Raw genomic sequence first — 21,011 nt, forward strand, 5'->3', positions numbered from 1 at the left:
ATCAAGAACACGCAACGCAACGCTTAACGTTACGTTAAGAATGCACGGTGTCCTTGCCAGGCCGTTGGAAGGGAGAGTATCTTTACCAATTGAGGGAAAGGCCAGGCGACATTGTCTGAAACGCTGCACAACGATCAACCCAATCCGGGCTCCGGCAGGCCGCGGCTGGGACGCATCCTCGAAGAAAAGTTCAACTTATTGGAGTCGAAACTCGAGGAGGCATTGGCCTATCAACAGGACAAGGGTGGCCGATTGGGAGAAGTCCTCCTGCATCTGCGTTCACTGCGGGAAGAACAGCTCCTGGAAGCACTCGCGCAGCAATTTGAGATGGCCTGGATGCCTCAGCTGGATACCACTTCTGTCGACCATGAACTGATCAAAAGAGTCCCGATCGCCTTTTGCCGGCGATACCGCGTCTTGCCGCTCCGATCTGAAGACGGGGCCATCTTGACCGCCTCGACCGACCCCCTGGAGACCGTTGCACTGGATGACCTTCGACTGCTGTTGGGCAAACCGATTAAGCCGGTTTTGACGACGAGCGTCGTCCTCCTTGCCTGTTTAAACCGGGCCTATGACGAGATCGCCAACCCGGCCGGCGCCGAGCAAGTCATGGAAGACATCGCCGCAAGCAAGAGCCTCGACCAGTTGGCGCACGAACTCGATGAGCCGCAAGACTTGCTGGACTCGACCGATGAGGCCCCGATCATCCGGTTGGTCAACTCGGTGTTGTTTCAAGCCGTTCGGCAGCGGGCGAGCGACATCCATTTCGAATCGTTCGAACGCGGGCTGGTGGTCAGGTATCGCATCGACGGTGTGCTGTATCCGGTTCTTACACCACCCAAGCATTTGCAAGCCAGCATTATCGCGCGCCTGAAAATCATGGCCGGCCTCAACATCGCCGAAAAGCGTTTGCCGCAGGACGGCCGGTTCGCCATTCGCACTGCCGGAAAGGATATCGACCTCCGGGTCTCCGTGCTGCCCACCTCACACGGCGAGCGGGTCGTCTTGCGACTGCTGGAAAAGGAAAACCGCCTCTTGAACCTGTCGGAGATGGGCTTCTCGAAGGAACGCCTGGCGGTGATTCACCAGCTGATCCAGCTCGCTCACGGGATCATTCTCGTCACCGGCCCCACAGGAAGCGGAAAGACCACCACCCTCTATGCCGCCCTGAGCCACATCAATGCCCCGGACAAGAACATCATCACCGTCGAAGATCCGGTGGAATACCAGCTACTCGGCGTCGGGCAAATGCAGGTGAACCCAAAGATCAATTTATCGTTCGCGGCCGGACTGCGGTCCATCCTCCGGCAAGATCCTGACGTCATCATGATCGGCGAAATTCGCGACCGCGAAACGGCGGAGATCGCCATCCACGCATCGCTGACCGGACACCTGGTGTTCTCCACTCTGCACACCAACGATGCCGCAAGCGCCGCCACTCGGCTGATCGATATGGGGATCGAGCCTTTTCTGGTCGCGTCATCGGTCGTCGCCGTCCTGGCTCAACGACTGCTCAGAAAGATTTGCCCGGACTGTAAACACCCCTATACACCGAGTGAAGAGGAATTGAGCCGGCTCGACCTTGCACCCGGTTCAAATAGAACCCTCTATCGAGGAGTCGGATGCGCAGCCTGCTCTCAGACCGGCTATCGTGGGCGCACCGGCATCTTCGAGCTCATGGTGCTCGACGACGAAATCAGGCGCCTTATCGGAAACAAGGCCGACTCGACGGCCATCAAGCACGCGGCGATCGCCAAAGGTGTCGTGACGCTGAAGCAAGAAGGCGCTGAACGTGTCATCCAAGGCCACACCACGATGGAAGAATTCATGAGGATCACTCAACAAGAGATTGAAGTCGACTAAATGCCGCACCGATTCTCCGACCGCCTCCCTCGGCCATTTCCAGATTGGACTGTCGGGCAGCCTTCGGCCGCGTGTGACGCCTCCGGAGCCTGCTGACCATGCCCGTCTATCAATACCACGGGTACCGCAACGACGGCGGGACCGCAGCCGGGATCATCGATGCGGAAAACGTCAAAGTCGCGCGGCTGAAGCTGAGAAAAGAGGGCGTCTATCCCACGGACGTCGTCGAGCAGAGCCAGTCAACGGTTCGCTCTCCTGAAAAACCCCCTGCCACCACCGGGCGCACGATCGGACGGTCGTCCGTCCTGACGGCAAACGACCTGTCCTTGCTGACGAGGCAGTTTGCGACGCTCTTAGTGGCCGGGCTCCCACTCGTCGAGGCCCTCGGCGTGCTCGTGGATCAAGCGGAGAAGAAATCCATCAAAGCACTCCTTGCGGACATCCGCGAGCAAATTCGCGGAGGAAAAGCCTTGAGCGCGGTCCTTGAATCCTATGACAAGGATTTTTCCGCCATCTATGTCCACATGGTACGAGCCGGCGAAGCCAGCGGAGCGCTCGATCAGATTTTATTCAGGCTTGCGGAGTTTTTAGAAAAACAACTGGCCTTGAAGAACAAGGTCACCAACGCCATCCTCTATCCTGTGCTCATGCTCATCGTCGGAGTGTCGGTGCTGTTTTTCTTGGTGACCTTCGTCGTCCCGAAGATCACCGCGGTCTTTGTCAGCATGAAACAAGCGCTTCCCTGGCCGACGGTCGCCCTGATGTCGGCGAGCGGATTCTTCGCCGATTATTGGATGGTGCTGATGACCCTTGTGGGTGCAAGCCTATATATGACCCGGCGATTTGTCCGGACCGGGCCGGGCCGAATGGTCGCAGACCGTATGATACTGAAACTCCCATTGATCGGAGACGTCGCGCGCATGGTATCGATTTCCAGGCTCACGAGCACACTGGCGACGATGTTGGCGAGCGGCGTTCAATTGCTCGACGCGCTGGATGTCTCCAAACGAGTCATGAACAATCGGGTACTCGAAGCAACCGTGGAAGGGGCCCGGCAGAATATCCGCGAGGGTGAGACCATTGCGGACCCCTTGAAGCGAAGCGGAGAATTTCCCGCCCTCGTCACCCACATGATCGCCGTCGGTGAAAAAAGCGGTGAGATGGAAGAAATGCTGCGTCGTGTCAGTCAAATCTACGACGGCGAAGTCGAGCGAGTCATCACGCGGTTGACCTCGCTGATGGAACCGATCATGATTCTGGTCATGGGCGTCATAGTGTTTTTTATTGTCGTCGCAATTCTGTTACCGATCTTTGAGATGGGCCAGATGATCCACTAGGGTGGGTGATCTGCAGTGCGGTGGAGGGAGAGGTGGAACGAGACAAAGGGGGACTGACAATGACTGATTCGGAACAGCAGAGCCGGGGCACCACACCGGTCGGTGGAAGAAACCGACTTCTTCGCATGCTCGTCTACCTGGCCCGGCGGACTTCGCGGAATTCCGCCGGTTTTACGTTCATTGAGATCATGGTTGTCGTGGCCATCTTGGCCATTCTTGCCGCCTTGGTCGTTCCACGCATTATGGGCAGAACGGATGACGCCAAACGCACCGCGGCAAAGGTGCAGATTCGAAATATCGAGGGTGCGCTCCAACTCTACAAATTAGATAACGGCGTGTACCCCACGACCGAACAGGGCCTCAAGGCATTGATCGAAAAACCGTCGGTCGGGGTCGTGCCCAAGAAGTGGAAGATCGGAGGGTACCTGCCGAAACTCCCGGAAGATCCGTGGGGCAATCCCTACAAGTATCTCAGCCCGGTCCAACGGGGAGATCAAAAGATCGACTACGAAGTCACCTCCCTCGGAACAGACGGCGAGGTCGGCGGTGAAGGTGTGAATGCCGACATCACCAATTGGAACTTAGACAAAGAATAGGCTCAATGCGCCGGCGCGATGTACTATCGGATCGAACGTGGCAGCACCGAAGGCTCAGTTGCGCCTCACGCCTTACGCGTCACCGCTTACGTGCTTCCGACGGTTTCACTCTCCTTGAAATGCTGATCGCCCTGTTTCTCCTGGCCGGAGTCGTCGTCATCGTTCTCCCTCGGATCAGTCTCGACGAAGATTTACGTTCCACCGGGAGAAAACTGGTCGGGATCCTGCGAACCTTACAAGGTATGGCCATCACGAGTCAGATGCCCATCAAGCTCTACCTCGATCTGGATCAGGGGAAATACTGGATGATGACCGTGGAAGGAAAGGAAGAGCGCATCCCGCTTGATCCGGGTTGGAAAACACCCCGTACACTCCCTGAATCGATCCGCTTTACGGAGGTCTCCATCGGACAAGACAAGCGCTTCTCCGGAAGAGTTGCGGTGACGTTTTTTACCAGCGGGCGTATTGAACCGGTCACCATGTATCTGATGGACGGCAAGAGCAATCTCTTGGCATTGGCAGTCGATTCTTTGACCGGGGGAATTCGAGTCAGCGACGAACGACTCGATCCTCCACCCAACCGGATCATCCCCGACCGCGTAAAAATTCTATTGAAAGCCGGTGCGCAAGCCGGTGTCGGAGGGGCGCCGAGGGGGATATTACCCAATCAGTGACACGTCGCAATGGGACGGAATGTACACCACCCCAATTTCGATGAACGCGGTTTCACGTTGCTCGAAGTGCTGCTGGCAATCGCCTTATTGGCGATCGCGCTTCCGATTCTCCTCGGCCTCAGAAATTTCGACCTGGATCTTCAGGGGCGAGCGACCGAACTGACTGCCGCGACCCTCTTGGCCCAAGAGAAATTGGTGGAAACTGAACTCTCTGGACAATATTCCATAGGAGAGACTGTCGGGGATTTTCCGAACCTCCCGCTCGGAGCCCAGACCACGACCCAAGCGGTCCCCAGGGCCGTCGGTTACAAATGGAAGCGTACCATCGCGCCGACCCCGCTGGAGTTGATTCGAGAGATTCGCATCAAGGTGTTTTGGCCGCGTGGCGAGCTTGAAGAAAGTGTGGAGGTGAGTACCTATGTCTTTGCCGGGCGTCTCACCTTCTAAACAGCAAAGTGGTTTTACGCTTGTCGAGGTCTTAGTTGCCATTGCCCTGCTGGGCCTCATCGGCGCCATGGTCTTTGGATCACTCATCACGACAACGCGAACCATCGATGCCGGACGGGATCATGCGGCGAGGGAAGAAACCGTCAGAAAGCTATTGCGCCTTATGGCAGAGGAAATCTCACTCAGTAAGCGCAATCTCGCATACCCGTGGGTCGGGATGAACGGGACATGGGAAGGGTATCCGGCCGATACACTCGCGTTTCTCGCGATGAGTCAGGAGTTGAGGACCTCAACCGCCAAAGAGACCGATCCCACAAATATGATGAGCAAGGAGAGCGAAACCGTTCGAGTCGTGTACACGCGGGAACGCGACCGGCTGATCCGCTTCGTCCGCAAAAACGTCTACACATTGACCGACACCAACGAATCGTTGGATCAGATGGAGTTGGCGGATCGTGTGCAAGCCTTCAACGTCCGGTACTACGACGACCAGAACAGGCTCTGGCTCGATGAATGGCCGACGGCCAGCAAAATGCCCAAGGCCGTACTGCTTGAAGTAACGTTTCAGGATCCCGATACCGAGCCTTGGACGGTGCGGGAATGGGTGGCGATCGGAACACCATGACCTTTAAATGGACTGACGCATGGAGAGAGATCCTGGCGTGGACCGTGGGCGGAGTCTGCATCTTGGCTGTGTGCGTGATGGTCACCTTTCCGTATGGAATGCTCCAGGCCAGGTTGGTTGCGGAGCTCAAGCGAGCCACCGGTATGGATGTCCGAGTGGCCGATTGGACCCTGGGATGGCCGCTGAGCCTGGAATGGAGGAACGTCACTCTATCGAAGCAGAACTTGGCTCCCTTCCAGATGGCCGTTCTGCAAGCCAAGCTCGGAATCATGAAGGCCTTGAGCGGCGTGCTCGGACTCGACCTAGTTGTGCAGTTGGATGAGAACTCATCGCATACCAGTCTTGCCAAGGGGACGCTCACAGCCTCGTCATTTTCGTTCTCCGGCCCCGTCACGGCAAAGGGTCAGTTTCAGCAGGTGGATCTCTCCAAAGTCGTCCGCCGCTATGTCACTCACGGCACGCTCAACGGAGATTTCTCTCATCGGGTCGACTCCGGCTTGGGAGCCGGAACCACGATGAAGGGCGAAGGGACATGGACGGCGGACGCAACGGACCTGGTCATCGACCAGATTCCACTCGGCAACGGCCGAACCTTGTCGCTGACGTTCAGCAAAGTCTCGGCAGGGCTGGCGTGCCGGGACCTCCTCTGCGAAGTCACCCAGTTGAAGGGCGAGGGAATCGACGGCTCGTTCTCGGGCGAAGGGAACATCACCATTCAGCAGCCGATGCCGAACAGCCAATTGCACCTCACGGTGACGGTAATCCCAGGCCCTGGCTTTGTGGCGAAAGCCGGGACACTCGGCCTCCCCTCACCGCCTCCTGGAACCCCCATGACCGTGAAGATCGTCGGAACCTTGGCACAGGCGAGGATTGCATTGTAAAGTAGGATCCTTGTAGGACTATTCATCGAGACTGTTATGTCAATCGTGAACGAATGTGTGGGGCTGGATATCGGGCAAACGGGCTTGAAAGCCGTCCGTTTCCGCCGCCGTCTGAGCGGACGCGAAACCGTCGACTACTTTCAACACCCCATGCCGTTTTCCCGTCCGGAAGATCTTGAACCGGCTCGACGCGTGCAGTCGCTGCGGGGATTCCTCTGGAAGAATGGACTCTATGCCACAGACCGCTTGGTCACGGCGATTCCCTGCCAGGACCTCTTCGTCCGAACGCTCTCGTTCCCCTTCAAGGATTCGGCCAAGCTGGCCCAAGTCGTGCCGTTCGAAGTCGAGAATCTCGTGCCCATGCCGCTCGAAGACCTCGCGGTCGGAAGTCTGGTCCTACCGCCTGGACAGCTGGTTGAAGGGGCTTCCCGCGAGTCCAAGGGCTCGGAGGTTCTGGTCACGGCGGCGCCAAGAGACAAGGTCGACGAGCATCTCAAGTTTTTGGCGCAAGCCGATGTGGAGCCGTCGGCAATCAATGTCGATGCCATGGCGCTCTTTTCCGTCACGCAATTTCTGCAGGAGGAAGGAGCCGCCGTCCCGCAAGATTTGGCCATCATCGACGTCGGCGCTTCGAAAACCACCCTCTGTCTGGTACAGGGGGGGCGTCCCGTCATGCTCCGGACGATTCTCTGGGGCGGTAACCATTTGACTCACGCCCTGGCTGTCCGGCACGCCTGCAGCTTCGCCGACGCGGAACGACACAAGCGCACGATGGCCGTTGATCAAGTACACGGCATGTTGGAGCCTATCCTGAGAGAGCTTCGGATCACATTGCAAGCCTATCAAGGAAACGACCGTAGTCGCTTGACCCACTGCTGGATATGCGGCGGCGGGTCGAAACTCCAGGAAATCGGCGCCTACATGTCCCGTCAATTAGGACTCTATCCGGTGGGGCCACGCCAAGGATTTGGCGCCGATACTCCAAAAGCATTTTCCATCGCGTTCGGTTTGGCCATTCACCCGAAGATCATCCGACCCCGCTGGCGGTTCAAATCGTCTCCGCTGGGACTCGCGCTCGATCTGAAAGGGGTCTCCGAAGCGGGTTTACCGGACTCTGCCATGACCAAGCGAGACCGCCGGTTGGCGACGGCTGCCGGCTTGGTAATCGCCGTCTTGGCGCTCGTGGATTTCTCGATTCACTTCATGCTGCAGGATCAACGAGTGGCCAGGCTGAAAACCGCCCTGCACAGCCAATATGAGCGACTCTTCGGACCAGGCGCCGCCTCCGGAGAAGAACTTGATCAAGCACAATACCGCCTCGGAGTCCTCGATAAGTCACTCGGCCTTGTCGATGCTACGAACGGGAAAGCCTTGCTCACGCTCTCGACATTCGTGAAACAACTGCCGCCGGGAACGATGGTCAAGGTCCGCGAGCTGACCGTCGATGGCGCGGTGATTATCCTGGAGGGGGAGACCACGTCTTTTGACGCGGTGGAACGCATCAAACAAACCTTCGTATCGAGCCCGCGGCTGACGGACGTGTCGGTGACGGAAACGCGAGTGGGCGCGACTTCCAATCAAGTTGTGTTTCGCATGACCGTCACGGTGCAGCAACCATGATACAGAGCTTCCGGGAACGATGGCATCACATGTCACGGCGCGAGCGCGTCATCATGCTGACCGGCGGAATCGTGCTCGGACTCAGCCTGCTCTTTGTGCTGATCGTGGATCCCCTGCTGGACAAGCTCGATCGCCTCGAGCGCCAAGCGGTGCGGAAACAGAAAGACCTCGCCGAGCTGACTGTGCTCGGCCAAACCTATCTTGCCAAACGAGACCGCTTGACCAAGGTCGAAAGTCGCATGCCCGGAGCCGACAGCCATTTCTCTCTCCTCACGTTTATGGAAGAAGCGGCGACCACCGCCCACGTGCGCGAGCGAATTGCCGGAATGCAGCCGCAAGTACAGTCGCTGGCGCAAGGGTATGAAGAAACAGCCGTCGATCTCCGATTGGAAGGCGTTCAACTTCCGGAGTTGCTGGCGCTACTGGTCGCCATCGATCAAGCTCCCTACGACCTTCACGTTCGCCACCTGCAAATTCGACCGAAATTCGATAATCCCGTCAATGTCGACGCAACCATTCGGGTCTTGAGCTATGCCAAGAGCTGATGAACGGGGCGTCGCGCTTCTACTGGCGCTGCTGATCCTGACGCTGCTGACGGCTCTCATCCTTGAGTTTGATGCGGAAGCTCGCCGTGAATACAGAGCCGCCGCCACCTTTCGCGACGACTATAAGGCCAGCATGCTGACGCGGGCCGCCGTGCAGGCGGCGCGGGCGGTGCTGCAGCAGGATCTCGTGCGTGAAAAGATGACCGGTCAAAAATACGACGGCCCCACCGATATTTGGGCCATGCCGATCAAGAATTATGCGATCGGAGACGGATTCCTGACCGCGCAGATCCAAGACGAGATGGGGAAATTGAACCTGAATGACCTCTCGTCGAGTTCGGGGAGCGAGGTGGAGCAGAAAAAGAAGGTCCTCCGGGTCAAGCGATTGTTCGAACTGCTCAGGGTCAACCCGAACCTGGTCGATGCGCTCATCGATTGGGTCGACCAGGATGAAGTGCCCCAACCGGCCGGCGCGGAGAGCCTCTACTACCAATCGCTGAGGCCGCCTTACCGGTCCGCCAACAGTCCGCTGCCGGGTCTAGGAGATCTGCGGCTCATCAAGGGATTCACTCCGGACATTATCGAGCGCATCTCTCCATATGTCACCGTGTACCCGCTGGAGGGTGGCGCGGCGGTGAATCTCAATACGGCCGATCCCATCGTCATTCAGACGCTCGACCCGAGCATCAGCCAGAGCGTCGCGATCGAGATCGTTCAGGGACGCCCCTACAAAACCAAGGTGGAGCTCGACCGGGTCGGAAGCTTTCAGGAAATCGGTCGAGCGCTGAGAAACGACTATGATGTGAGGTCGGACTATTTCTCCGCGCGCCTTGCCCTCACCATCAACGAAACGACCAAGACTTCCCTGGCAATCTTGAGGCGAGACGCGAGCAAAGGCGAGAGCACCGTGGAGTACTTGCGGGCGCTGTAGTGATACATACTGAGTTTCAGGTTGCGTGTTCTGGGAGTCTACTCTAGCGGCACCGTAATCATCGCTTCATTCCCCCGCTCGTTGTACGCCAAGCAAGGAAAGAACGATCGGGCCAAAAAGATCCCTCGCCCGTTCGCGCCGACCGACTCACAACCGTCCTGGGACCGCGTGAGCAGACTCCGCCACTTGAACCCCTTCCCCTCATCGGTGATGCGGTACACCACGTGGTTGGCACTCTTGTCGTGAAGCACGTGAATGGTCACCCGGCGGTCTCGGAGCCGAGATTGGGCGAGGCGGTTGGCGAGGAGCTGCTCATAGTGGCCGTTGATCAGCGCTTCCCGCTTCTCCTGATAAAAGATTTCGAGATTCCCATGTTCGATCGCGTTGAAGAGCAACTCCTGAAGGGTTCCCCGAAGATGCAGCCGTCGTAGCGGGGATAAGGTCGCGGCCGTCGTCTTGATCAACCATGAGATGACCCCCGGGATGTGTGTGGGGTCGGAATCGACCGTCAGTCGATATTCCGACAGGCAAAGTCCAGGCAGCTCCGCGAGATCTCCAGGCAGTAGATCCTGGGCACGCTGCAGCGCGCGGGCCAGTTCTTCCTCGACGATGGGCTTGTGGAGATAGTCGGCAGCCCCGACGCGAAGCGCCTCGACAATGATGGGTTCCGGCGCATCTTTCGCCATCACGATGACGGGGCAGAGCTCATGCCGGGCCCTGATCTCTTTGACCAATCTGAGACCGGCTGCTTCCGGAAGAAACACGTCGGTAATGACAATGTCCGGCGCCGCCAGATCGATCGTAGTCAGAGCGGTCGCCGGATCAGACGCGGCGACGACCGAGAATCCTCTCCCCTCCAGATGTCGGACGATACGATCCTGCGTTTCTCGACATGGATCGATGATCAAGAGCTGATTGCGAGCATCGAGCATGCTCATGCGGCGATTCCCTCGTCGAGTACCCGGCGGAGCGCCGCCAGAAGGCGAAAAAGTTCCCGCTCCAACGCGTCATAGTGCTCTCCGGCTTGCGTCAAGTTTCCGGCTTTCGCCGATTCTTCCAGCTCCTTGCAGGCGTGAAGGGCCGCTGGAGCGCAGAACTGGAGGATCGCTCCCTTCAAGCGGTGACTGGATCGCGCCAACCCGACGGCATTCTGGCCGCTCAGCGCCGCCTGAGCTTCGCCTAAATCCTTCGGGCCATGCTCGACAAACAGTTCGACCATCATCTGAAAGATTTCTCGATCGTGATCCACGCGGGCGAGGGCCTCGTCGAGGTTGAAAACGTGGTCAGGAGTCATGAAAGATCTCTCCGAGGTCGGCTATTTCGACACCCATCAATGCCACATCATCGGGAAACTGTTCGTGCCCCAGCCACCCGATCGCCGTCGCGATAGTCCCCGAGATGACCTCTTCCAGAGGGCGCTCGCCGAATGAGCGAATCGTCTTCTCCAGACGATCTTGCCCCCACAGTTCGCCGCCCGACGACGGCACTTCGTAGAGACCGTCGCTCAGCAGATACAGGCGATCACCCGGCTCGACATGGACCTTTTCTGTGAGGTAGGTCATCGACCCATCGAAGCCAAGCGGCAAATTCGGTCGAGCCATCCGACAGATCTCACCCGTCCGGCGGTGAAGAAGCACCCCATTGTGTCCGGCAGTCGCATAGGACAGTGTGCGAGAGCGGATATCGAGTCTCGCAAAGGTGATCGTAAAGTAGTTTCCATCCTCCGTCAGCGGGAACTGTTTATTCGCTTCCGTCAGGATGGCGCCGGGATCGTTCGATCCGACGGCATGCAGCAGGCTGTCCCTTCGCAAAAAAGTCGCAAATGAGGCGGAGCGCAGAGCCGGAGAGACACCGTGCCCGGACGCATCGAGCAAATACAACCCCAGCATGTGTTCGCTCCACGGAACGATATTGAAGAGATCACCCCCCAACGCGAGCGACGGTCGATAAGCATGGACCATGCGAACACCCCGCAGGAGGGTCCCCGCTACAGGAAGCAGTGATTCGACATAGCGTGCGGCGGACTGGAGTTCCCGTTCGATGGCCTCCTGTTTTCTCCGGATCTCCTCCGTCACGTGTTCCAGTCTTCTGATCAACGTCGCCGCGCGCATCCCGGCCTGGACTCGAGCAGTAATTTCATACTTGCTTGCGGCCTTGCTGAGAAAGTCATCCGCGCCGCGAGCCAATCCTTCAGCGATTTGCTCAGGCTGATCATGACTCGTCATCATGAGAATCTGACTCGTCAGGAGTTCCGGATCTTGACGAACCAGTTCGCAGAAGGACGGGCCGTCCATTTCAGGCATCATCCAGTCCAAGATAGTCAGATCCGGTCGCTCGCGCCGAAGCATATCGAGTCCGGCCTTCCCATCGCCGGCTTCAATCACCCGATAGCCGAGCCGTTTGAGCCGAGCCGCCAATGCGACGCGCGCAATAGGCTCGTCGTCCACAAGCAGAACGGTTTGCCCTCTCCCACCTTCCGAATGACGGTGCATGGGTACGGGTAATGGAGTCGGCATTGGGTGACACTCTAATGAGAGAGACGTTGCGCGTCAGGATGGACGGCTAAGCGCGCCGCCCGACGATTCCACGAGCGATCTAGGCTGCGCGTTGGTGTCCCGCCAATGCGTCTTGCTCGTTATCGTAGACAGGAATCAACTTCTGAATGTTCGCCAGGCTCATGATTTCCCGCACATAGCTCTGCGGCTTCAACATACTCACTTTCGCTTGACTCAGCTTGAAGTTCTGCGAGACGAGAGCCAATAACCCGAGGCCGGAGCTGTCCACGAATCGGACCTCGGCCATGTTCAAGATCAAATGCCGACAGCCTTTTTGCCGGATGGTTTCCACGGCCGTCTTGAATTGTTCGCGATTGGCATAGGTGAGATCGCCCGTCATCTCGAGAATGACACCGTTCGGCACGGGACGTTCTTTCGTCTGCATCGACATGGGATCCTCCTTCATTCGGAAAAGTCCGGACCGGGTTGCTTCTGGCAATCAAGCGGCGCGAGCATCAACCGCAGACTGCTCGCTGGGAAATACCGCGATCATCCGGTCGATATTCGCCATCTCCAAAATCTGCTTCACCGTGCCTTGCGGATCCACAAGACTGATGCTTCGGTTCTCCGCCGTGAGCTGCTGAGACGTCAACGCCAGGAGACCTACGGCGGCACTGTCCATGTACGTGACCTCGTGCAGGTTGACGATGAGATGCCTGCCTCCGGACTCCCTGAAATGCGTCACCGCCGAGGAGAAGTTCTTGCGATTACGGTACGTGAAGACGTCGTCGATGTCTATCACGGTCGCATTCTGCGTGATCCGTTGAGTGATCGCCATAGAGACTCCAGAGTCAACCGCGGCTCACATGGGTAAGTATGGCGCCGGCAATGTCATCCAGCGGTAAAACCTTGTCGACGGCGCCCGCTTTGATCGCCTCTTTCGGCATTCCGAATACGACGCAACTCGCTTCATCTTGTGCAATCGTAAACGCGCCGGCCTGCTTCATGGTCAACATCTCCTTGGCGCCGTCGCCTCCCATTCCGGTCAAGATCACCCCAACCGCGTTGGCGCCGGCATAACGCGCCACCGATGCAAACATGACATCGACCGACGGACGATGACGATTGACCGGTGGCTCTTGGTTGATCTGCACCGTGTACCGGGCCCCGCTCCTGACCAACGTCATGTGAAAATTCCCGGGGGCGATCAACGCATGTCCAGGCAAAACACTGTCTCCATCCTGAGCTTCCTTTACGGAGATCCGGCAGAGGCTGTTTAACCGATCAGCCCAGGTCTTCGTAAAGCGTTCCGGCATGTGTTGCGTGATCAGGATGGGGGGAGTATGAGGCGGAAGCATCTCCAACACTTGCTTCACCGCCTCTGTCCCGCCGGTCGATGAGCCGATGGCAATGATGGTGTCGGTCGTCTTGATCATCGCGGACGAAGCAGCATGTAGCGCGACTCGTGGTGCGCTTGCAGTCACAGGTCCCGCCGTTCCTCTATTCCGCATTGACGCCGTGATCCGGGCTTGCGCGGCTGCTTTGACCTTGGCGATCAGATCCTGCGCGAGTTCCTCCATACCTTCCCGAAGATCGATCTTGGGCTTCGTAATGAAATCCACGGCGCCGAGCTCCAGTGCGCGCAACGTCGTTTGACAACCGGCCTCCGTCAGAGAGCTGACCATCACCACCGGCATCGGATGCCCACGCATCAACTTCTCCAAGAACGTCAGGCCGTCCATTTTTGGCATCTCCACGTCAAGCGTCAGCACGTCCGGATTCAAGGCCTTAATCTTTTCCCGCGCGATATAGGGGTCCGGCGCGGCCCCGATCACTTCAATTTCCGGATCCTTCGATAGGAGAGTCGCCAAGACTTGGCGCATCAGCGCTGAATCGTCGATCGTCAAGACGCGAATCTTCTTCATCCTTACCTCGTATCTCGCGAACCATCTCGTTCCGGCCTTGCGAACGACGGAACCTAACCCATGCTTCACGATCGATCAGAACAATGTCACGTCCTCCGCCGGCTGTTGCTCGCGCTGCTGGATGCGTGTGGCGTATTCATTTTCGCGTTCGAAGATCGTTCGATTTTTGATCCGCTCGATTTTTTTCAAGAGCACACGACCCGATTCGGTGAAGTAATACACCTTTCTTGGAAATACATCCCCCAGATCGGTTTTCAACACGGTCAGACCTTCGCTCTTCAGGTATTGAATCACCCATTTCGCGTTCTTGTCTCCCACATCGATGTGTCCGTCGTAAATTCTCCCCGCCCCAAACAGTTTGATCTCCAAGCGACTTTTGATCCCGCCGCGTTTGAGGATTTCATTGATGAGGGACTCCATGGCAAAGGAACCATAACGAGTCGATTCCCCCCAAGAGTCATGGGCATTCTCTTTCGGTTCCGGGAGCATGAAATGGTTCATCCCGCCCACTCTGATGATCGGATCCCGGATACAGGCCGAGATGCATGAGCCGAGCACGGTATAGACGACCATCGGTTCACGGCTGACAAAAAACTCCCCAGGAAGAATGGATGCAATTTCGTGAGGGAATCGGCTGTCACGCATCCGGCGGATATGGGCAAATTGATCGGCTTCAGGCTGTGACATGCGTGGTCATCGCTCCCGCTGATAAATCGTCGGCTCCAAGGCCCTGAAGGGATGCTTGACCCATTGAAGGCTTTCAGAGTGTCCAATGAACAGATATCCGCCGGGTTTCAGGTACCGGTGAAATTTATTGACGAGTGTTTCTTGGGTCGGACGGTCGAAATAGATCATGACGTTTCGACAGAAAATCAAATCCAGCGGGTTTTTGATGGGAAAATCATCATCCATCAGATTAAGCCGCCGAAAGCGGATCATGGAAGCCAAGTGCGGCTTGACCTTATAGCAACCCTTGCTCTCGCCGCATCCGCGAAGAAAATGCCGCCTCAGCATGGTCGGGGACACGTCTCGAAATCGGTCTTCGTCGTAAACGCCTGCTGACGCCTTGGCCAGAACGCGTGTCGACAGGTCGGACGCCAGAATTTTAAAGTCCCATTCCAGCGGGTTATGTACGCCCTCAAAGAGCGTCATCGCGATCGTGTAAGGTTCCTCCCCGGTCGAGCAGGCAGACGACCAAATACGAATACGTTTCTGCGGCATCAACTCCGGCAGAATGACGTCACGGAGAAAGTCAAAGTGCTTGGGCTCGCGGAAGAAATCGGTCTTGTTGGTTGAAATCAAATCCAGCATCCGAGTGAACTCTTCCTGCGTCGGATCTACTGTCACCTTGTCGTAATACTGCGAAAAGGTCTCGAGCCCGAGTTCCCGCAGGCGTTTAGCTAATCTGGACTCCAGCAAACTTTGCTTTTGTTCATTGAGCGAGATTCCACTCTCGTCATAAATAAGAGTGCGGAAATGTTCAAATTCCTTAGCTGTGATCTTGTAATCCACTTGGAATGCCCCTGACTGGACCTGAAATTCAGGCTGATGAGCTGTTACAACACCGGCCTCCGCAGCCTCGCATTGGCTGGCCCATCGAATCGTATCTCGCAGCTATCGTGATGTCCCACGCTCAACCGAACATGGGACATCCGGCTTGTCGTGACCCAATCACTTTATCAGCCATACCCTGAGGGGATGACCGTTGCTTCAAAATTCCTCAAACTCGTCCGCCTTGTCGCGACGGTCCTTGCCGCTGCCCGTTGTCAGAGCGACCGGCTGGTGCTCTTCGGCTGATCGAGCGGAGGTCGCCGGCCTCTTCGTCGTTTTGAGATTGTACGCGCTCATCGCCGGCTTGACCGGTTGTTTACCGGCCACCGCACTCGTCGCCGCCTCTGCTGCGCGCCTGTTTTCAGACTGCTGGACCTTGAATACCTCCACTTGCCGCATCAACTCTTTGGCTTGTTCCTTCATCGACTGGCTGGCAGACGCGGTTTCCTCGACCAGGGCGGCATTCTGCTGCGTGCCCTCGTCCATCTGCATAATCGCCTTGTTCACCTGATCGATACCGCTGGCTTGCTCCTGCGACGCCGCACTGATCTCGGCGATGATGTCGGTGACGCGCTTGACGGATCCGACGATCTCCTCAAGCGTCTTCCCGGACTGATTGACCAACTCGGTGCCGTCCGTGACGCGTTGGATGGACTCATTGATCAAGCCCTTGATCTCTTTGGCAGCGGTCGCGGAACGCTGGGCTAAATTCCGCACCTCGGCTGCCACCACTGCGAACCCTCGCCCATGTTCCCCGGCCCGAGCCGCTTCCACGGCGGCATTCAATGCCAATAGATTCGTCTGGAAGGCAATTTCATCGATAACGGTGATGATGTCGGCGATTTTCTTGCTGCTCTTGTTGATCTCTCCCATCGCGTCGACCGCCCTGGTGGTGACCGCTCCTCCCTTGTTGGCGATATCTCGCGCAGCGATGGCCAACTGATTCGCTTGCTTGGAGTTGTCGGCGTTCTGTTTGACGGTGGACGTCATTTCTTCCATTGACGCGGAAGTTTCCTCCAAGGCCCCGGCCTGCTCGCTGGTCCGTTGTGCGAGGTCATCACTGCCCTTGCTGATTTCCTCCGCTCCGGCCGTGACGGCTTCCACCGCATCGCGCACGAGCGACACCGTTTGAGTCAATTGAGTGATCGCCGTATTGAGGCTGACCTTCATCTGGTCGAACTCGCCTTGATATGCGCCGGTCATTTGCTTGGTCAGGTCGCCGGAGGCGAGCGCCGTCAAGACGATCTGCGCTTCGTGCAGCGGCGTGGAGACGGCATCGAGCAGCTGGTTAAAGCTGGACACGAGATCCTTCGCCGACCCTTGGAACCGTCCGGTATTGATCCGATCCGAAAGATTCCCCGTGGCGGCGGCGCCGATCAGTTTTTCCACCTCGTTCTGCGCCTGCTTTTGACCGGTGATGTCAGTGGCAAACTGGACGACCTTGTACACTTTCCCATCGCCGTCCAGAATTGGGTTGTACGAGGCCTGAATCCAAATTTCCTTGCTTCCCTTCCCGACTCGGCGATAGACACCGGCATCGAACTCCCCACGGTTAAGTTTGGCCCAAAAAGCCTGATATTCGGTCGACGCCGCATACGCGGGCTCGGCGAACATCCGATGATGATGACCTTTGATTTCATCGAGCGTGTAGCCCATACAGCTGAGGAAGTTCTGGTTGGCTGTGATAATGGTGCCGTCCGTATTGAATTCAATCACGGCTTCTGCTCTATCCAATGCCGCCATCTTGTATTTGGACTCGAGCGACTCCTTCACGTTCGATTCGATCTGCTCACCCATCCGGTTGAATGCCTCGGCGAGGCCGCCGATATCGTCCTTGGTCGTGATGCTGGATCGCGCCGTCAGGTTGCCCGCCCCCAGCGCTTGCGCCGCCTTCAAAATATCGCTCAGTCCGCCGGCCACCGAACGCGAGATGAGCCAAGCTAAGAACAGTCCTAAAAGCAAACCGACAGACACAATAATGATGCTGACGGTATGTACGGTGGACGCCAGATCTAAGCTCGCATCGTATGTATCCTTGGCTTGTATTTCGTTCTCATGAGTCAGTCCGTCGATCGCTCCTAATAGACCGACGAGTTTTTCGGCTAATTCGGTACGCTGAAGCTCCGCCGCCGCATCTTTGCTGAAGTTGGCGCTCAAACGCAGGACTTTGCCGCGGGCTTCTTTATACTCAGCCCAACCGGCTTTATACTTGTCATAGAACTCCTGTTCCGACTGGGCCACAATGATGGGCGCATACTCGGCGAGGTATCGGTCGACATCGGCGTCCACCTTCTCGATTTCCTGTGTCCACTTTGTGACTGTCGCGCTGTCGTATGCCAAAATATGCCAGGCGACCAACGCGTTCATTCGCTCGGATTGTCCACGCAGGTCACCCAAGAGTTTCAGCGGCCTGAGGTTCACCTTGTAGATGACTTCCATTCGCTGATTCAGCTTGTCGATGCCGTTGATCGAAAGTACTCCGACCGTCAACAAAAGCAGCCCCACGAGCCCGAAGCTGATCAGCAGCTTGGATCTGGTCTTAAGATTCCGCAGGGTATTCACGATACTCCTCCTTTATGGCGTCCACTCGTATGAGAGCAGCACCGGGCTAATCGCGATCCATTCCACGTGTTTCTTCCACACCGCACATCCACCTCTTCTGGCTCCATCCCCTCATTCACAGCGGGCAAGCCCTCAACATCCTTTCGCCTTGTGATGCTGTCCGGCCGTCGATACCTACGCTGCAGCCAAGCCGCCGTTCTCCGGCAACTCTCCGTCCATCAGCAACCGGTCGATGTCCAGCAAGGCCACAAGTTTGTCGCCGGACTTCCCGATGCCGCTGATAAAGGTCACATCGACGTTGGCCCCAAACTTTGGGGGAGATTGAATCTCTTTCGCGTCGATGTTGAGGACGTCGGAAACTGAATCGACGACGAGACCCATCACCTTGTCACGCACCACGACGACGATAATAACCGTGAAGGGTGTGTACTCGATCGTCGGCAAGCTGAATTTGGTGCGAAGTTCGACGATGGGAACGATGGTCCCGCGCAGATTGAGGACGCCCTTGATATGGGGCGGAGTGTTGGGGATCTTCGTGACAGCGGTATACCCCTTGATCTCCTGTACGCGCAGGATATCGACGCCGTAGAATTCGTCCCCCAAATTGAACGTCAAAAACTGACTGCCGTCCGTGGTCAGACCGATCCGCTGATTGAGCTCTTTGGTCGCGCTTTCTGTCGTCGATGCTGCCATCGGCCCTCCTTTACGACGAATCTTCGTGTTGGGCTATTCAAGATGCTCGTTGATATTTCTCACTATTCGCGATGTCCTCACACGGCCACCGCTTCGCCCCTACGGGCGATTTCCAGCATGCCCCGCACATCCAGAATAAAGCCCACCGTGCCGTCTCCGAGAATGGTGGCGCCGGCGATCCCTTCGACCTTGTGGAAGTTTTGCTCCATGCTCTTGATGACGACCTGCTGCTGGCCGATAATTTCATCCACCATCACTGCCACTCGCTCACCCTCCGTCTCCAGGATGAGCAGAATGCTCTTCGCCGGATCCGTATACTCCGGTTGTAGATTGAATACCTCGTACAGACGCACCATCGACAGGAAGGTGCCGCGGACATTGATCAGCTCCCCTTTGCCGACGACGGTTTTCACCGCTTCTCGCTTCGGCTGAATGGACTCCAGAATCGAGAGCAGCGGTACGATATATGTTTCCCGCCCGATCCGGACGGTCATGCCTTCGATGATCGCCAGGGTAAGGGGCAGCTTCAGAGTGAAGGTCGTTCCCTTCCCCGCCATGGTCTTGATGCTGATCGTGCCTCCCAGGGCGTCGATGTTCCGCTTGACGACATCCATTCCAACCCCTCGCCCGGATACGTCCGTCACTTTCTCCGCAGTCGAGAACCCGGGTTTGAAAATGAGCAGCCAGATCTGATCGTCTGTCAGCTTGTCGTTCTCCCCGATCAGCCCTTGCTTGATCGCCTTCGCTACGATCTTCTCGCGACTCAGGCCACGCCCGTCGTCTTCTACCGTGATGCAGATATTTCCGCCCTCATGAAATGCATTCAGCTTGATCGTGCCGGTTTCTTGCTTGTTGCTGTCGAGGCGTTCCTCCGGCAGCTCCACGCCATGGTCGGCTGAGTTCCTGACGAGGTGCGTCAGAGGATCGCCGATCGATTCGATGACGGTTTTGTCCAATTCGGTTTCTTCGCCCGAAAGGACCAGCTGAATTTTCTTCCCCATCTTCGCCGATAGATCGCGCACCAGCCGAGGGAAGCGGCTGAATGCCGTTCCGATCGGAAGCATGCGGATTCCCATGACACGCTCTTGAATCTCGCGGGTATTCCTCTCCAGTTCCACCATCCGTTCAAGCAGCACGGGCAGCTGCCGCATCTCGAACCGTGCTCCCAGGTCGCTCAACATCGACTGAGTGATCACGAGTTCACCAACCAGATTGATGAGCTTGTCGATCTTGGCTGTATCCACACGAATGGACGTCGTGTCGGTTTTCTTGGCTTGAGCCGTGGATTCCTGCTGCCGCTGCTTTTGCAGCGCCTGCTCGACCTGCTGCGGTGTGGCGGCGTGCTGTTCGATGAGGATCTGGCCGACCCGCTTTTGCTGTGCCAGTGCGCTGTCCAACGTTTCGCGGGACACCACGCCGCTCTCGACCAGAATCTCTCCAAGGGGCTTCGGCTCTCCGTCTTCGACGCGTTGCTCGTCGTTCGTACCCCGTGAAGCGTTCGAATCCGAGGACGAGAGGCGTTTCCCGGATGACGATCCATGCTCTTCAATCGTCAGCTTGCTGTCTTCCCGGACAAACTCGAATACCCCTTCAACAACCTTTCGGTCCTTGGCGGTCGCGAGCTGCATCTTCCACGACAAGTAGCACTTCTCCGGGTCCACCTCATCCAAATCCGGTAACCTGGAGGCATCCACCTCTACTTGCGATAATGTGCCGAGATCCTGGAGTTCTTTGAAGACTTGCAGCGGGTCGAGGCCGCGCTGAAACAACCATTCGGGCGGGGTCCAGTCAATGGCAAATAAATGCGATCCGTCAGCCGATGGCGAAGCCGACGGCTTCTCCGATTCTCCTGCCGGACCGGCCGGCGATGTTTTTAACACACTGGCGCCGGTCAATTCCCTCGTGAGCCGTTGGGCCGCCTCGTTGTCCACCGACACACCGGTTTTGACGGCATCGATCAATGTCTTGAGACAGTCTATGGATCGCAGCAACAGATCGGCGATCGCCGGTGACACGGCCTTCTGCCCGTTCCTGAGCAGATCCAGCAGCGTCTCCATCTTATGGGTAAACTGTGCGACGGCGTTGAAGCCGAACATGCCGCTCGTGCCCTTAATGGAGTGCGCCGAGCGAAAGATCTTGTTCAGCAGGTCTAAATCTTCAGGATGCCGTTCCAGCTGCAGCAATCCCTCTTCGACCACCGCGAGATGTTCGGCGGCTTCTTCGAAGAACGCATCCTGAAATTGCGCGAAATCGCTGCTCATCTTGA

At 57.2% G+C, this 21,011-nt stretch carries 21 protein-coding genes; 10 read left to right on the forward strand and 11 right to left on the reverse strand.

The annotated features are described in order from the left end of the window. Positions 1-222: 222 nt before the first annotated feature. The 10 genes from gspE (at position 223) to gspK (ending at position 9,519) form a co-directional block, all read left to right on the forward strand. Positions 223-1,863 (forward strand): type II secretion system ATPase GspE, encoded by a 1,641-nt coding sequence (gene gspE, locus H8K04_11660; GenBank protein UVT17963.1) that lies wholly within the window; start codon positions 223-225, stop codon positions 1,861-1,863. 98 nt (positions 1,864-1,961) lie between these two features. Next, a complete protein-coding gene (gene gspF, locus H8K04_11665; protein ID UVT14506.1) occupies positions 1,962-3,200 on the forward strand; it encodes a type II secretion system inner membrane protein GspF in 1,239 nt (412 codons plus the stop codon). Between the two features lie 125 nt (positions 3,201-3,325). Then, positions 3,326-3,796 carry a type II secretion system major pseudopilin GspG gene (gene gspG / locus H8K04_11670; protein ID UVT17964.1) on the forward strand — a complete coding sequence of 157 codons (471 nt, stop codon included), beginning with the start codon at positions 3,326-3,328 and terminating at the stop codon, positions 3,794-3,796. 119 nt (positions 3,797-3,915) lie between these two features. After that, positions 3,916-4,470 (forward strand): hypothetical protein, encoded by a 555-nt coding sequence (locus H8K04_11675; protein ID UVT14507.1) that lies wholly within the window; start codon positions 3,916-3,918, stop codon positions 4,468-4,470. Positions 4,471-4,479: 9 nt separating this feature from the next. Then, entirely contained in the window at positions 4,480-4,917 is a 438-nt protein-coding gene (locus H8K04_11680) for a prepilin-type N-terminal cleavage/methylation domain-containing protein (protein ID UVT14508.1), read from the forward strand. Further along, the gene (locus tag H8K04_11685) at positions 4,889-5,542 is read left to right on the forward strand and encodes a prepilin-type N-terminal cleavage/methylation domain-containing protein (GenBank protein ID UVT14509.1); all 654 of its coding nucleotides are present in this window, start codon (positions 4,889-4,891) and stop codon (positions 5,540-5,542) included. The genes H8K04_11680 and H8K04_11685 overlap by 29 nt, the downstream gene beginning before the upstream one ends. Further along, the gene (gene gspN, locus H8K04_11690; GenBank protein UVT14510.1) at positions 5,518-6,423 is read left to right on the forward strand and encodes a type II secretion system protein GspN; all 906 of its coding nucleotides are present in this window, start codon (positions 5,518-5,520) and stop codon (positions 6,421-6,423) included. Before H8K04_11685 ends, gspN begins: the two co-directional genes overlap by 25 nt. Before the next feature lie 36 nt (positions 6,424-6,459). Then, positions 6,460-8,043 carry a pilus assembly protein PilM gene (pilM, locus tag H8K04_11695; protein ID UVT14511.1) on the forward strand — a complete coding sequence of 528 codons (1,584 nt, stop codon included), beginning with the start codon at positions 6,460-6,462 and terminating at the stop codon, positions 8,041-8,043. A 29-nt stretch (positions 8,044-8,072) separates the two neighbouring features. Further along, positions 8,073-8,588 carry a type II secretion system protein M gene (locus H8K04_11700; GenBank protein ID UVT14512.1) on the forward strand — a complete coding sequence of 172 codons (516 nt, stop codon included), beginning with the start codon at positions 8,073-8,075 and terminating at the stop codon, positions 8,586-8,588. Further along, on the forward strand, positions 8,575-9,519 hold the full coding sequence (gspK, locus tag H8K04_11705; protein UVT14513.1) for a type II secretion system minor pseudopilin GspK: 945 nt from the start codon (positions 8,575-8,577) through the stop codon (positions 9,517-9,519). The genes H8K04_11700 and gspK overlap by 14 nt, the downstream gene beginning before the upstream one ends. Before the next feature lie 38 nt (positions 9,520-9,557). Here the strand turns inward: gspK and H8K04_11710 are convergent, their stop codons facing one another. The 11 genes from H8K04_11710 to H8K04_11760 form a co-directional block, all read right to left on the reverse strand. Further along, the gene (locus H8K04_11710; GenBank protein ID UVT14514.1) at positions 9,558-10,457 is read right to left on the reverse strand and encodes a response regulator; all 900 of its coding nucleotides are present in this window, start codon (positions 10,455-10,457) and stop codon (positions 9,558-9,560) included. Continuing rightward, positions 10,454-10,813, reverse strand: a complete 360-nt coding sequence (locus tag H8K04_11715; GenBank protein ID UVT14515.1) for an Hpt domain-containing protein — start codon at positions 10,811-10,813, stop codon at positions 10,454-10,456. Before H8K04_11715 ends, H8K04_11710 begins: the two co-directional genes overlap by 4 nt. Next, positions 10,803-12,035: a SpoIIE family protein phosphatase gene (locus H8K04_11720; GenBank protein UVT14516.1), complete on the reverse strand. Its 1,233-nt coding sequence runs from the start codon at positions 12,033-12,035 to the stop codon at positions 10,803-10,805. The genes H8K04_11715 and H8K04_11720 overlap by 11 nt, the downstream gene beginning before the upstream one ends. A gap of 79 nt (positions 12,036-12,114) precedes the next feature. Beyond that, on the reverse strand, positions 12,115-12,465 hold the full coding sequence (locus H8K04_11725) for an STAS domain-containing protein (GenBank protein ID UVT14517.1): 351 nt from the start codon (positions 12,463-12,465) through the stop codon (positions 12,115-12,117). Positions 12,466-12,513: 48 nt separating this feature from the next. Continuing rightward, on the reverse strand, positions 12,514-12,852 hold the full coding sequence (locus H8K04_11730; protein UVT14518.1) for an STAS domain-containing protein: 339 nt from the start codon (positions 12,850-12,852) through the stop codon (positions 12,514-12,516). Between the two features lie 13 nt (positions 12,853-12,865). Further along, positions 12,866-13,939: a chemotaxis response regulator protein-glutamate methylesterase gene (locus H8K04_11735; GenBank protein ID UVT14519.1), complete on the reverse strand. Its 1,074-nt coding sequence runs from the start codon at positions 13,937-13,939 to the stop codon at positions 12,866-12,868. Between the two features lie 75 nt (positions 13,940-14,014). Then, a complete protein-coding gene (cheD, locus tag H8K04_11740; protein ID UVT14520.1) occupies positions 14,015-14,626 on the reverse strand; it encodes a chemoreceptor glutamine deamidase CheD in 612 nt (203 codons plus the stop codon). A gap of 6 nt (positions 14,627-14,632) precedes the next feature. Then, positions 14,633-15,451: a protein-glutamate O-methyltransferase CheR gene (locus H8K04_11745; protein ID UVT14521.1), complete on the reverse strand. Its 819-nt coding sequence runs from the start codon at positions 15,449-15,451 to the stop codon at positions 14,633-14,635. Positions 15,452-15,649: 198 nt separating this feature from the next. Beyond that, positions 15,650-18,052 carry an MCP four helix bundle domain-containing protein gene (locus tag H8K04_11750; GenBank protein UVT14522.1) on the reverse strand — a complete coding sequence of 801 codons (2,403 nt, stop codon included), beginning with the start codon at positions 18,050-18,052 and terminating at the stop codon, positions 15,650-15,652. 174 nt (positions 18,053-18,226) lie between these two features. Beyond that, entirely contained in the window at positions 18,227-18,745 is a 519-nt protein-coding gene (locus H8K04_11755) for a chemotaxis protein CheW (GenBank protein ID UVT14523.1), read from the reverse strand. 77 nt (positions 18,746-18,822) lie between these two features. Further along, positions 18,823-21,006, reverse strand: a complete 2,184-nt coding sequence (locus H8K04_11760) for a chemotaxis protein CheA (protein UVT14524.1) — start codon at positions 21,004-21,006, stop codon at positions 18,823-18,825. Positions 21,007-21,011 lie beyond the last annotated feature (5 nt).

This window comes from Nitrospira sp. (assembly GCA_024760525.1).
Taxonomy (GTDB): Bacteria; Nitrospirota; Nitrospiria; order Nitrospirales; family Nitrospiraceae; genus Nitrospira_D.

Coding starts and splice junctions, on each gene's coding strand:
- H8K04_11720 (UVT14516.1), bottom strand. CDS start 12,035: ATGCCGACTCCATTACCCGTACCCATGCACCGTCATTCGGAAGGTGGG.
- cheD (UVT14520.1), bottom strand. CDS start 14,626: ATGTCACAGCCTGAAGCCGATCAATTTGCCCATATCCGCCGGATGCGT.
- H8K04_11715 (UVT14515.1), bottom strand. CDS start 10,813: ATGACTCCTGACCACGTTTTCAACCTCGACGAGGCCCTCGCCCGCGTG.
- H8K04_11700 (UVT14512.1), top strand. CDS start 8,073: ATGTCACGGCGCGAGCGCGTCATCATGCTGACCGGCGGAATCGTGCTC.
- pilM (UVT14511.1), top strand. CDS start 6,460: ATGTCAATCGTGAACGAATGTGTGGGGCTGGATATCGGGCAAACGGGC.
- H8K04_11675 (UVT14507.1), top strand. CDS start 3,916: ATGCTGATCGCCCTGTTTCTCCTGGCCGGAGTCGTCGTCATCGTTCTC.
- H8K04_11725 (UVT14517.1), bottom strand. CDS start 12,465: ATGTCGATGCAGACGAAAGAACGTCCCGTGCCGAACGGTGTCATTCTC.
- H8K04_11760 (UVT14524.1), bottom strand. CDS start 21,006: ATGAGCAGCGATTTCGCGCAATTTCAGGATGCGTTCTTCGAAGAAGCC.
- H8K04_11755 (UVT14523.1), bottom strand. CDS start 18,745: ATGGCAGCATCGACGACAGAAAGCGCGACCAAAGAGCTCAATCAGCGG.
- H8K04_11680 (UVT14508.1), top strand. CDS start 4,480: ATGGGACGGAATGTACACCACCCCAATTTCGATGAACGCGGTTTCACG.
- gspF (UVT14506.1), top strand. CDS start 1,962: ATGCCCGTCTATCAATACCACGGGTACCGCAACGACGGCGGGACCGCA.
- gspK (UVT14513.1), top strand. CDS start 8,575: ATGCCAAGAGCTGATGAACGGGGCGTCGCGCTTCTACTGGCGCTGCTG.
- H8K04_11710 (UVT14514.1), bottom strand. CDS start 10,457: ATGAGCATGCTCGATGCTCGCAATCAGCTCTTGATCATCGATCCATGT.
- H8K04_11730 (UVT14518.1), bottom strand. CDS start 12,852: ATGGCGATCACTCAACGGATCACGCAGAATGCGACCGTGATAGACATC.
- H8K04_11735 (UVT14519.1), bottom strand. CDS start 13,939: ATGAAGAAGATTCGCGTCTTGACGATCGACGATTCAGCGCTGATGCGC.
- H8K04_11685 (UVT14509.1), top strand. CDS start 4,889: ATGTCTTTGCCGGGCGTCTCACCTTCTAAACAGCAAAGTGGTTTTACG.
- gspN (UVT14510.1), top strand. CDS start 5,518: ATGGGTGGCGATCGGAACACCATGACCTTTAAATGGACTGACGCATGG.
- gspG (UVT17964.1), top strand. CDS start 3,326: ATGCTCGTCTACCTGGCCCGGCGGACTTCGCGGAATTCCGCCGGTTTT.